Source organism: Acinetobacter legionensis (genome assembly GCF_057165765.1).
Map to the genome: position 1 here is coordinate 121848 of NZ_CM169896.1, position 13108 is coordinate 134955.

Below are 13108 nucleotides of genomic sequence, written 5' to 3' on the forward strand. Positions count from 1 at the left end.
GCCCTGTAATCTTCGGATTTGATCGTCACGCCAATCACAGGACAGCAAATCAAAAGTATTGGTGACTTTTGATATCTCGGCAACAACATGGGTAATGTATTGCGGAAAATAGATTACTCTAATTTTGATCAATTTGGGTAAGTATTTCATCAAAACATGTTTCTTTTGGGTAAAAAACACTCAATTTATTCTGATATATAGGCAAGGTGAAAAAGACTTTGAAGAATAAAAAAGGATACCGAAGCATCCTTTTTTGTGATTTATAGATCAGGCAATGCCATAAAAAAGGATTAGCGTTTAACTACAATAGAGTCAATACCGCTATGTTGTAAGGTTTGTTGTGCAATCACTGCTGCATTTTGTGATTCATAAGGGCCTGAAATCACACGATACCAAGTTTTTCCACCTTCTGTACTTTGCATCACATCAGCAGATAAGCCATTTAAGATAATTTCAGCACGACGTGCATCAGCAGCATCAGGATCATCATAACTACGAACCTGTAGAATATATTCAGGTTGAACAGGCGTTGTGCTTTCAGCGTTTACCCCAACATTGACATTTTCAGACTGAGAAGGTGCTTCAACAATTACAGGTTGTTGTTGATTTCTGCTTTCAGGAACAGCTTGTTCAGGAATAGGGGTAACTTGTTGTTGTGGTAACAGATCATAAAAACGATAGTCTTTGTTGGTATCTTCTTGATAATGCTCAGACGTGATTTCATTTTTGGGTTGGACGGGCGCCCACGGTTTCCAGAGCATCAGTGCGACACCAAAACTTAACACGATTAAAATGACGACAAGCATCCCTAACCATTTAGGAATCAATGGTTGTTTAGGTTTGGTTGGCCTTTCTGAAACACCGCGTTGCGTTTTTCCAAACACGTGGAACCCTCTTATTATGTATTGCTTTGATCGTGTTCAAGCATAGTTTTGCATGAACACGATGTAAAGTAATGATTTATTACACACTTCAATGCTTACTTTGAGCCAGACCTGGGTCTTGGGAAAATGTAAAGCAACTCTTGACTTACATACTTTCAGGTGCAGATACACCCAATAATTCAAGACCATTATGTAAGACTTGTTTTATATTTGCTGAAAGCAATAAACGCGCTTGAGTTAATTCGGCATCATCACTTAATACTTTATTCTCGTTGTACCAACCATGGAATAAAGCAGCAAGTTCTTTCAAATAATTACCGACTTGATGAGGTTCATAATTATTTGCAGCGCGAATAAGGACTTCAGGATAAGCCGCGAGTTTCGCTAAAATTTCAGTTTCAGCATCAAGTTCTAATTTTGCAGCAAATTGACGTGCATTTTCAGTATCAAATTGAATATTTGTTGTTGCTGCTTTTTCTAACATACGGCAAATACGAGCATGCGCATATTGAATATAATACACGGCATTGTCTTTGCTTTGAGATACCGCTAAATCTAAATCGAAATCAATGTGCTGTTCAGATTTACGCATTACATAATAAAAACGTGCTGCATCATTGCCAACTTCTTTACGAAGGTCGCGTAATGTCACGAATTGACCTGAGCGAGATGACATTTGTACCATCTCACCACCACGCCATAAGCTGACGAACTGCACTAAAAGTACAGTCAATTTAGATGAGTCATAGCCCATCGCATCAATTGCAGCTTTAACACGTGCAATATAGCCATGATGGTCTGAACCCCAAATATCAACAAGGTCAGTAAAGCCACGTTGTAATTTATTTAAATGATAGGCAATGTCAGAGGCAAAGTACGTGGTTTGTCCATTACGACGTTTGACTACACGGTCTTTTTCATCGCCAAATTCAGTTGATTTAAACCAAATGTTGCCATCTTTTTCATAAAGAAAACCACGTTGATCTAAGGTTTGTAAGGCTTCATCAATTTTTTCAGCCAATGATGCTTCACTAAACCAGTGATTAAAGGTTACGCCAAACTCACCAAGGTCATCTTTAATATCATCTAAAATGGCATGTAATGCTGCTTGATGGAATACACGATAACCTTCACCCACTAAAGCTTGTGAGTTGTGAATTAAGCAGTCAATGTGTTTTTCTTTATCGCCTGAAATAACCACTTTATTGCCATCAGCATCAAGCTCTTCAGCATATTGCACATCTTCAGGAACATCTTTGTAAACATCAGCCACACTACGCACATAAGCATCAGCGTGTTTGTCGATGATACCTTGGGCGATTTCTTTAACGTAGTCGCCTTGATAAGCATTTTTAGGGAAAACTAAAGTTTGTCCTCTTAATTCTAAATAACGTAAATAAGTTGATGTAGCGAGGATGTCCATTTGACGGCCAGCATCATTGACATAATATTCACGTTCAACTTTGGCACCTGTTGCTTCAAGTAAGTTTGCAACAGTCATACCATATGCAGCACCACGACCATGACCTACATGCAGGCTAGAGGTTGGGTTTGCAGAAACGAATTCAACCTGAATTTTCTTGGCTGCATTTGCTTGGGTTTTACCAAATTGTTCCTTTTGTGCTTGGATCTGATCCAGCACGGTAAAGCGCTGATCGGCATTTAAAAAGAAGTTGATAAAACCCGGACCCGCAATTTCAGCTTTGGCAATATCGACCACTTCAGGTAAATTTGCCAAAATTTTCTCTGCAAGATCACGTGGTTTCATACCAGCAACTTTAGCGCCCATCATGGCAATGTTTGATGCGAAATCACCGTGGCTTCGGTCTTTAGTTCGCGTTAAAACACTCGTGTTTTTCCAGTCAGATGGAAGAGTCCCTTCAGCTTGTAGGGATTGCACTGCATGATCAAGAGCTGCTTGTATGGCCGTATTCATAATCTATAGAGAAATAAATGTCGCAGAAAAACGCTAAATATAGCAAATTTTGCGCCTTTTAGGTGAATGCATTTGTATAGAATAAAACTTATTCGATAAGAAAAATGGCAGTATGCTCGATTTCACTGTGTATTGGTGTTTAGATTTCAAATGGACTTGACGGATTACACTGCTTTAATCACCGGATAAAAAAATATGTTTGTGAATTTTTTAGATCAAATTGATCATGAGAATATAGAAAAAGACCAAGTTATACAGTTGTTTCTGGAGATTCAGGCCACAGACTTTGAATATTCAAATTCAGGTTATCTTATGCTAAATATGCCAAAACAAGGTCAGATCATTTTATTGTTTTGGTGGGTAGATACGACTCATTTGATTTTACGTTACGATAAGAATATCCCTACTGTCCAACAAGGTGAGTCGTGGTTGTCTTGCAATGAAGATCTGAACTTAGCATTATTTGATGTTGGTGATGAGACGTGGCTCCCTTTAAATTCAATTATTTCACTCAATGAAGCAATCAATGTCATATCTGAGCTCTATGATCAGCCTTTAAATTTGTCTAATCAAATTAAATGGCAAAATGTGGCCGATGTTATGTGGAGGGATTAATTGTTTCAGGCCCATTAAAAGAATAAAATGTGTCCTGTTGGTAAATTTAGAGCGATATATGTCAAATACTCCCCCCACAATTATTGGCAATATCCCAAAACTCCCTGCAAAATTTGCAGCATGGATTATGCCGTTGTTCTTATCTTGTTTAATGAGTGGCATGGTGTCATTGATTAATATGTTGATCAATGTGGGTTTGATTAACGGATTTTGGGCCAAATGGCTTGCTGTATGGCTGGTATCATGGGCTGTGGCATATCCTGTGGTTCTGATTGTTTTACCCTTAGTACGACGTTTAACCGCCGTATTTGTGGATATGCCTAAATAATGGATCTACTCTTTACATGTGACAGGTTTACTGAGTAATTCAGCATGGTCATTTGTAAAAGTGTAAAGTTTGGAATTGTTAAAGATTTTAATCACTTTGGCTTTGCTCAGTGCTGTTTTAAATGTTGGCATTTTTTTCGCATTGACTAAGTCAAATGGATTGCCATAGTTTTTATTGTCGATTAAGAATTGAACTTGACCCATTTGCGCATCATGTGCTTTGAGTAGCTCTTTGCCGTCTTTATCTTCAATTGTAAAACCAGACTTCTGCGAAGGAATCTTACAATTCAAACGCAAATATAGGACGTTTCCATCACTGGATTTGTTTTGTAAGGTGTAAATACCTTGAAGATCATTTTCAATATAGACCCATTGTCCAGTGGGCATATTGATTTTCATTTGTTCTAGTTTTTCGAGGGTGGCTTTACTGACATCAACCACACCTTGTTGATCAACTTCTGGAACTTTGGCTTCGCCTAAGCCCACCATACTTTTGACTTTTTCAGTGGTTTTAGAAACACCAGAAGATACTTTTTTTGCAGTTTGGCAGCCAGTACATGCAATGACTGTGCTAAGAAGGAGTAGAGAGATCTTTGTGTTCATTGTTATTGGTTTAGCTTCATCGTATTTTAAACAAAATAAATCTAAACAGAAAAAAAATCAATGATTGATCAAAATTGCGCACAAATATGCAGTTTTAATGGCGGGATCATGGCTTATTATTTTTGGGCAAAATATTAGATTGCATAAAAATGAGAATTTGATCCGTAAAACTGAGAATAATTTATCATTCTGTAAAATACTTTGAATATCATTATCACGTATCTAAATACCCATTTGGTCTAAAATAGGCTTAAGCTTGTATCAGACCAAAGTCGTAGCTTAGCAAAAGATAGAAGCAGGCAGTCTGCTTCAATGAGAATGGAAATGCCAACGGAAACCCTGAAAAAATATCCTCTATATATTCATTATGCAGGTAATGCCTTATTAGAGCTGCCTTTATTAAATAAAGGTTCAGCCTTCACAGAAGAAGAACGAACTCAATTTAACTTACACGGTTTAATTCCTCATGTGATCGAAAGTATCGAGGAACAAAGTCAACGTTCATACCAACAGTTCTGTTCTTTCAGTGAAGCGATCAATAAGCATATTTATTTACGAAATATTCAAGACACCAATGAAACGCTGTTTTACCACCTGATTGAAAACCACTTAAGTGAGATGATGCCAATTATCTATACACCGACAGTGGGTGAAGCATGTCAACGTTTCTCCGATATTTATCGCCGTCATCGTGGAGTATTTCTTTCCTATCCTGACCGTAAATACATTGATGAAATCATTCACAACGTAAACCGTAAAAATGTCAAAGTGATTGTGATCACAGATGGTGAGCGTATTCTTGGTTTAGGTGACCAAGGTATTGGTGGTATGGGCATTCCAATTGGAAAACTATCTCTTTACACCGCATGTGGTGGCATTAGTCCTGCTTACACATTGCCGATTACCATTGATGTGGGAACCAATAATCAACAGTTATTGAATGACCCGATTTATATGGGATGGTCGCAACCTCGTATCAGCGGGGATGAATACTATGAATTTGTCGATGAAGTGATTGCTGCGGTTAAACGTCGTTGGCCAAAAGCACTGATCCAATTCGAAGATTTTGCGCAAAAAAATGCCATGCCTTTACTTGAAAAATACCGTGATAAGATTTGTTGCTTTAATGACGATATTCAAGGAACAGCCGCAGTTTGCGTCGGCACTTTAATTGCAGCGAGTAGAGCCGCAGGTAAACAGCTCAAAGACCAGAAAATTACCTTCTTAGGGGCTGGTTCCGCAGGTTGTGGTATTGCAGAACAAATTATTGCACAGATGGTTGCTGAAGGGCTGACGGATGCTGAGGCACGTGCCAAAGTATTTATGGTGGATCGTTTTGGCTTAATCACTGAAAATCAGCCAAACTTATTAGATTTCCAACGTAAACTTGCGCAGAAACCTGAAGATGTTGCACATTGGGGCAATGCTGAGGAAATCATTTCACTGCTTGATGTTGTGAAAAATGCCAAACCAACCGTATTGATCGGGGTATCCGGTCAACCAGGTTTATTTACAGAAGAAATCATTAAAACGCTGGCTGAAAACTGTGAATATCCGATTGTATTGCCTTTATCCAACCCAACTTCACGAGTTGAAGCCGTACCGGCTGATATTATTCAATGGACAGATGGTAAAGCATTGATTGCGACAGGCAGCCCATTTACACCTGTAAATTATCATGGTGAAACCTACCAGATTTCGCAGTGCAATAACTCCTATATCTTCCCTGGCATTGGTTTGGGTGTGGTAGCAGTTCAAGCAACCCGTGTTACAGACAATATGTTAATGGCTTCAAGTTCAGCTTTGGCCGATTGTTCACCGAAGTTGCAAGATATCCACGCAGATTTGTTGCCTGATTTAAATGAATTGCAGCAAGTATCTAAAATTATCGCGTTTAAAGTTGCTAAAGCGGCTATTCAAGATGGTGTAGCACCGATGATCAGTGATGAGCAATTGCTAGAAAGTATTGAACAGAACTTCTGGAAACCAGAATATCGTGACTATAAACGCGTTCCGTTCTAGAGTTTTTTGGATGTTGTAAAGAAAGGGCTATACGCCCTTTTTTATTAATCTAATTTATTATGTTGTTTATTTGGTAATTTGTAATTTTTTTATAAAAAGTAATTTAGGTATATTTATATTTTTGAACATTAGTTATAATAGTATTATACAAAATTTAACATTTAAAAAATAAAATGCTTAGAAATATTAATGCCTTACTTGAAAGTTTTGGCCTGGGACTACAAACACGAGCGATCCACGTTCAATTCTCAAATCAAGCCTTAAACAGCAGTGTATTCTTGCAATGCATACAGGGGCAACAACAGATTAATCAAGGCTTAAAGGCAGAATTACTCTGCCTTTCAACCAATGCGCATATTGCTTTAAAACAATTTATCGGGTGTCAGGTTGCAGTTGATCAAGTCACCGATTTTGGTGAATTGTACCGAACCACTGGAATTGTGACAGGGGCAAGCCAAGGGCAGAGTGATGGGGCATTAAGCGTTTATAAATTAACGCTTGAAGATGCAACTAGTCTTTGGCATAAGCGTCGTAATAGCCGTGTTTTTATGAACAAAAGTGTTCTGGAAATATCGGAAATCTTATTTAAAGAGTGGCAAGCGAAAAGCGCCTTATTTTCTGCTAGTCTAAGTCTGGATAGTAGTGGTTTAAAAAAACAATACGATATCCGTCCTTTTGTAATGCAAGCCAATGAAACGGATTATGAGTTTTTAACTCGCTTGTGGCGCAGTGAAGGTATTAACTGGTTAGTTGATGAGTCTGTACGAATTGTGCCTATTTCGGCAACGCAGATTCAGGCACAGAAATTACGTCTGATTGATGACAATACCCAATATGAGGCAATGCCTAGACGAAGTATTCGTTTCCATCGCAGTCATGCAACAGAACGCTTTGACACGATCACCAGCCTCATTGCCCAGCGCTCAATTCAATCAACAGCAATACAAGTACAACGTTGGCAAGCGGATAGCCTTTTACAAGATCAGGGCGATAGCCAGTTAAGTAATCACCAACATAGTGATCAACAAGATAATGAAACTTTAAGTTTAGAGCAGGCTTGGACAATTAGCCCAGCGTGGACCAGTGATCTCAATGGTGAAGACCAAACCACAGTTTCAAGTTCAGCTCAAGTTGATAAATTAAATACCCAACTAACACAATACCAAGAATTACAGTCCAAATACTTTACCGCAACCAGTTCAGTGCGCGATGCGCAAGTTGGCTATTGGTTTGAATTAAGAGAACACCCTGAAATTGATCAACATGATGGTTCGGATCGTGAGTTCTTAATCTTAGGTAAGACTTTTTACAATCAAAATAACTTACCTAAAGAGTTACAAGATCAGTTATCCAAGCTGCTTAATTTAAATTATTGGAACCATTTAATTAAAGACCAGCGTCAAGCCAATGAGTTGTCCTTGGTACGCCGTAGAATTCCGATCGTTCCTGAGTATAACCCTTTAGCACATAGACCTTCTGCATTTCCACAACGTGCCAAAGTGGTTGGCCCGCAAGGCGAAACGATTTATGTCGATCAATGGGGGCGAATCAAAGTTCGTTTCCTCTTCACCCGTACCGATGACAATAGTCATGATGGTGGTGCAGGTTCCAATGACAATGATACCGACTCAGCATGGGTTGATGTATTGACCTCTTGGGCGGGAGAAGGTTATGGCACAAGATTCCACCCACGAATTGGTGAAATCGTAGTTATTGATTTCTTTGATGGCAATGTCGACCGTCCATTTGTGATGGGACGTTTACATGAAGCAGAACGTCATCAAACCATGTTTGATATCAAAGGCCAGTTGCCTGATACCAAAAAACTAAGCGGTATTCGTTCATCGGAAGTGGGTGGATCAGGTTTTAACCAACTCCGCTTTGATGATACAACAGGCCAAATCAGTACGCAGCTACAAAGTAGTCATGCAGCAACACAACTTAACCTTGGGAACTTAAGCCATCCGAAAGATAAGGAAACCAGCAATGGGCGTGGTGAAGGTTTTGAGTTAAGAACCGATGCTTATGGTGCGGTGCGTGCAGGAAAAGGCATGCTTATCACAACCTATGCCCAAGAAAATGCAATTGCAGATCATTTAGAAGCAGCCCAAGCACAGTCTTTGTTGAATCAAGGGGCTGAAAGTATGAAAGTGCTAAGTGAGATTGCTGTAAAGCAACAAACCGATGCATTGAATGTCATCAATCGTTTGCCTAAGTTCATTCAATCACTTGAGTTAAAAAGTGCAGGGCAGGCGCTCAACACAACTTTGAATCTATTTAAAGAAGGGGTGAGTAGTGATCCTTTGAATGCTTTAAAAGATTGTGGTGGATTTATTAAAGACATTGGTGCTTTAGGTGGCAATGCAAAAGGCATTGTAGATGAATTTAATGAATATTTTTCTGATGCAAAAGAAGCGGTTGAAAACTTAAAAGCGTTTATTGAAAATGTAGAAGAACACGGTACAGATATTATTAAAGGCAAGCTGGCAAGCTTAAAAGATAATATTAAATCTAATCCTTTTGAATCCATTAGTAATGTGGGTAAGGTTTTATCCAATGTCGAAATCAAAGATTTTGACATCATGAGTACTTGTGGAACATTCAATAAGGGGAACAAACTTGAAATTAAACCGTTGGAGGCTTTGAGTAGTTTGCAGGGCTTTATGGAGGGTTATACACAAGGTCTGGAAGATAGCAGCGACAACGCCAAACAAGAACAAGGTAAAATTTTCCGTCAAGCATTGATGCTATTGGCTTCGCCAAATGGGATTGCATTAACCACACCAGAAGATATTATTCTTCAAGCTTCCCAAGATATAGCTGAAAGTGCAAATGGTTCGATTAACATGAGCGCTCAAAAGAATATTGTGGGTCATGCGCAGGATAAAATTAGTTTGTTTGCAGCACAGAAAGGTTTAAGTGCTTTTGCTGCAAAAGGACCGATAAAAGTACAGGCTCAGGATGATTTGATTGAAATCATTGCGAAGAAAGTCATTAAGCTGATTGCAACTGAAGATAAGATTGAGCTCACCAGCTCTAAAGAGATTGATCTAAAAGCGGGTGGTACTCAGCTGGTGGTTAATGGTAGTGGTGTCTTTATTAAAACTGGTGGAAAGTTTGAGGTGAAATCTGGACAACAGTTGTTTACCAGTGGAGCAACGGTGAATGCGCAATTGCCGAAAATGCCTGAGAGTGGGATGTATAGTAAACGCATTGATTTAAAAAATCTTGTACCAGAAAATCTCTTGAATACAGAATTAAACTATAAAATTATTAATCAAACGAAAAAAGTAGAATATATTGGTGAATTAGATGAATTTAGGACAAATCGTTTATTTTCAGACACTTCCGATCATATAGAATTTAGATTTATTGATAGCGAAAATGGAGAAAATGGAACAATGTTTATAAGTTTATTAGATCCGGATGATGAGTTATTCAGTTGCCTAAATGAAGTTGGCAGTGAAGACGATATTGATGAAAATAATGGGGGTGAGTAATGAATAAGGTAGTATCGATTTTATTATTGTTTATAGCTAGTTCTGCTTTAGCAGCTGAAAAGTGTGATTATAAAGTTCAGTTTGATGATACGATTCCTGCAAATGTCTCCTTCATAAAATTAGGGAAAGCTAAAGGCTACACGAAATTTGAAGTTAAGCCTGATTATTTTGAAACTACTATACAGGATTGCGCTTTTAAAAATAATAAATATTATATTTTATCTAGTTCAATTACTCATCCTGCAAATACATTAGCTCAATCAATCTTGGTTGTAAGTATTTTTGATAAATTTGGAAGCTTAAATGAACATAAATTTATAAATAAAAAATGGACTTGTGAGATTGATGATGGTTTTTATAAAAAAAACAATAAATTAGAAGTCCTTTATAGTTGTGCAGATAAGTCAGAAAATTTGAAATATAATAAATATGCGACTGAGGTAAAATAAATGGCTTATACATACGAAGATAAACTAAACTTTATTTCCTCAATCTATTGTTCTGTGAGGAGGATAGCATTCAAAAAAAATGTGAGTTGGGAGACTATATTAGCTCAAGCAGCCCAAGAAACTGGATGGGGAGAAAATATATTAGTAGGTACTAATAATATATTTAATATAAAAGCAGATAGGAGTTGGAAGGGTCCTAAAAGTAAACATTTAGTCTGGGAAGATAAACCTAATGGAAAGCGTGTGCAGGAATACCATGATTTTAGAAATTATAAAGATTTTGATGAAGCAATTGAAGATAGAGTTAAATTTTTAGAAGAAAATCAAAGATATCATAAATTTTTCAGTAATGGTGTAAGAGGTATATTTGAAAGGGAAGCCCAAGCATTAGAAGATGCAGGATATGCTACACATAAAGAAAAAAATAAAGCTACGGGGAATTTTGAATTAGTATATGCAGATAAATTAATAGAAGTGTTTAGAGGACCTTCAATGAGAAGGGCGATAGCCAGAGGTGAATCTAACGGACAATGCACTATTGTGAATGCTGTATTCTTGGATGATGATAATAGCAAAGAAGCAAATAAAGAAGTTGAAATTGTTATAGATGGAAATATCAGGGTAACGAAAATCACGGATAGTAATGCGATTATTAAAGGTATAGTTGTAAAGCCAAATGGAACTATTAGCTTTAAGAAAGATAATATTATTGTTCCAGCTAAAATTCCTTCAGCTAAAGCTCCAATAAATATTAAAATTACCAAAGCATCAACTCCTATAGCTGATAAATTAGACCAACATAATGGTAGTCCTTCTAGGAGAGAAAATGCTGTAGAAACTTCAAGGCAAACGCAAACTTCTACACCAACATCAAGTGCTGATAAGGGACTGACTTCTTTTAAAATAAAATTTGTAGAAAATGATACTAATAAAAGTATTGAAAACTTTTCATATGGAATTTTTTACAAAAATAAAATGAAAGAACATGTTGCTGATAGTAACGGTGAAGAACAGATTCGTGCAGAATCTGGTGAAAAAATAGTGATTTACGTTAAAGATTCTTTTGGAAAATTAAATCAAAAAATTGAAGAATTTAATGTTCAAGAAAATGTATTAAAAGTCATTAAAATTCCTATTAGAGAAATAAAAGTATTGGTAATGGACCACTCTTCAACAAAGGCAATGGAAAATTATCATATTATTTCAGAATATAGAGGTTCAAAGAAAAATAAATACACAAGAAATGACGGTACAATCATTTTAAAAGGCTTAGCTGGATTTGGAGTGAAATTAACTATACCTTCAGGTCAGATTGTATTGCCAGAAACATATTTTGATAATAAAGTTTTATTTTATAAGCGAGCTTTGTTTGAAAAATATGAAAAACCTATTTTGACTAAACCAACAACAACTCCACCATTAAAAACAGATGGAGATATTGTTGTTTCAAAAAATAAAACTGCCCCAATATCACAAAATGATGTGCGTGGAAATAACGGACATCCTATTAAATTAGTCAGTAAAGAAGGTACATTTGAAGTTGAAACTTATTTAGACACTACAAAAGCGCTAGCATCTAATTTAAGTTATGAAATAGTTTATAAAGGGCAATCCCGTGTTCATATCAGTGGAAGTAATGGGCGTAAATTACATAAATGTGAGATAAATCAGGAAATAAGTATAAAGTATAAAAGTGGCAATAAAATATTAATTGAGAAGTATACTGTAATTGAAAATATGTCTCCTATTAAGATTTATATAACAAAATCTAAAGGTAAATTTAATAAAGCAATTTTTGCCCAAACTTTAAGAGCAAACTCTACAGCAAAAAGTCGTGGATTATGTGCAATGTATGTACGATTAGCTTTTGAAGCAGCTGGCGGAAAAGTTAATCCTAGACCTGGTTCTGCTTATCAATATGTAAGAGTTATGCAGGAAAATGAATTTAGAGAAGTAGATAAAGAAGGATATACACCACAAATAGGTGATATATATATTATTGATAGATTTGGATCACACGTGCATGGACATATTTCTGGTTATGATGGATCTCAATGGATATCGGACTTTAGACAAAATGGAATAAATATCTATAGAGGGCGACCTGCCATTAGCTACAGAGTTTTTCGGTATTATGATTAGAGGATAAATATGCTTACTGATTTTAAAAAACTGCTATATGTAATTTTTTTAACTTTTTTTTGTTTTGGTTGTGATTCAAAACATGCTGCACATGAGTCTAAAGAAAAATTGGATTCTATAAGTAAAGAAAGTATAAACCATAATGAAGTTGATATAGTATCTTTTATTTTAAACTTTTATAAAATATATTCTCCTTTTGATTTGGGTGGAAATAACGAAAATAAATTGAGTGATTTTATATCAAAGCATGGTGATGAATTTTTAACAAAAAAATTGAAATTATTGATTTTAGAGGATATTAAATGTACGCAAGAAGGTTATGTCTGTAACTTGGATATGGACCCATTTTATAATAGTCAAGATAAAATCGTATTGTCAAATGTCACAAAGCAAAATGATAAAACTGTAAATGTTTTATTTGATAATAAAAGTAAATTAATAATTTTATTAGATTGTGATGGGAAGTGTTTGATTTCAAATATTATTTATCCAGATGGATCTAACTTGGAAGAAAAATTGAAACAGAAGGATTGAGTCAAAGAGAGAATATGATTCTAGCATTAAAAAGAGTATTAAGAATACTCTTTTTTTTAATATTTTTATAAATTTTTTGTCATAATTTTCAATGGA

General features: G+C 36.2%; 10 protein-coding genes. 7 read left to right on the forward strand and 3 right to left on the reverse strand.

The annotated features are described in order from the left end of the window. Window positions 1-290 precede the first annotated feature (290 nt). Both AC2G3J_RS00575 and argS read right to left on the reverse strand, forming a co-directional pair. On the reverse strand, window positions 291-884 hold the full coding sequence (locus AC2G3J_RS00575) for an SPOR domain-containing protein (protein WP_336953772.1): 594 nt from the start codon (window positions 882-884) through the stop codon (window positions 291-293). A 145-nt stretch (window positions 885-1029) separates the two neighbouring features. Continuing rightward, a complete protein-coding gene (argS, locus tag AC2G3J_RS00580) occupies window positions 1030-2820 on the reverse strand; it encodes an arginine--tRNA ligase (RefSeq protein WP_483770529.1) in 1791 nt (596 codons plus the stop codon). Between the two features lie 195 nt (window positions 2821-3015). Here argS and AC2G3J_RS00585 point away from each other — a divergent pair, with 195 nt between their 5' ends. Together AC2G3J_RS00585 and AC2G3J_RS00590 are read left to right on the forward strand one after the other, a co-directional pair. Beyond that, on the forward strand, window positions 3016-3435 hold the full coding sequence (locus tag AC2G3J_RS00585; RefSeq protein WP_483770530.1) for a hypothetical protein: 420 nt from the start codon (window positions 3016-3018) through the stop codon (window positions 3433-3435). Between the two features lie 58 nt (window positions 3436-3493). Next, on the forward strand, window positions 3494-3763 hold the full coding sequence (locus AC2G3J_RS00590) for a DUF2798 domain-containing protein (RefSeq protein ID WP_483770531.1): 270 nt from the start codon (window positions 3494-3496) through the stop codon (window positions 3761-3763). 5 nt (window positions 3764-3768) lie between these two features. Here AC2G3J_RS00590 and AC2G3J_RS00595 read toward each other — a convergent pair whose 3' ends face one another. Beyond that, entirely contained in the window at window positions 3769-4365 is a 597-nt protein-coding gene (locus AC2G3J_RS00595; protein WP_483770532.1) for a YfjT/YkfB family phage-associated protein, read from the reverse strand. A 324-nt stretch (window positions 4366-4689) separates the two neighbouring features. Here AC2G3J_RS00595 and AC2G3J_RS00600 point away from each other — a divergent pair, with 324 nt between their 5' ends. From AC2G3J_RS00600 to AC2G3J_RS00620, 5 genes are all read left to right on the forward strand, one after another. Continuing rightward, window positions 4690-6387: an NAD-dependent malic enzyme gene (locus tag AC2G3J_RS00600; RefSeq protein WP_419328317.1), complete on the forward strand. Its 1698-nt coding sequence runs from the start codon at window positions 4690-4692 to the stop codon at window positions 6385-6387. Between the two features lie 173 nt (window positions 6388-6560). Then, window positions 6561-9887, forward strand: coding sequence for a type VI secretion system Vgr family protein (locus AC2G3J_RS00605; protein ID WP_419328316.1), 3327 nt, complete (start codon window positions 6561-6563; stop codon window positions 9885-9887). Then, the gene (locus AC2G3J_RS00610; protein ID WP_199959319.1) at window positions 9887-10336 is read left to right on the forward strand and encodes a hypothetical protein; all 450 of its coding nucleotides are present in this window, start codon (window positions 9887-9889) and stop codon (window positions 10334-10336) included. The genes AC2G3J_RS00605 and AC2G3J_RS00610 overlap by 1 nt, the downstream gene beginning before the upstream one ends. Further along, entirely contained in the window at window positions 10337-12478 is a 2142-nt protein-coding gene (locus AC2G3J_RS00615; protein ID WP_483770533.1) for a glycoside hydrolase family 73 protein, read from the forward strand. Window positions 12479-12487: 9 nt separating this feature from the next. Then, complete coding sequence (locus AC2G3J_RS00620) at window positions 12488-13012, forward strand: hypothetical protein (protein WP_199959315.1); 525 nt, start codon at window positions 12488-12490, stop codon at window positions 13010-13012. The last annotated feature ends 96 nt before the right edge of the window (window positions 13013-13108 follow it).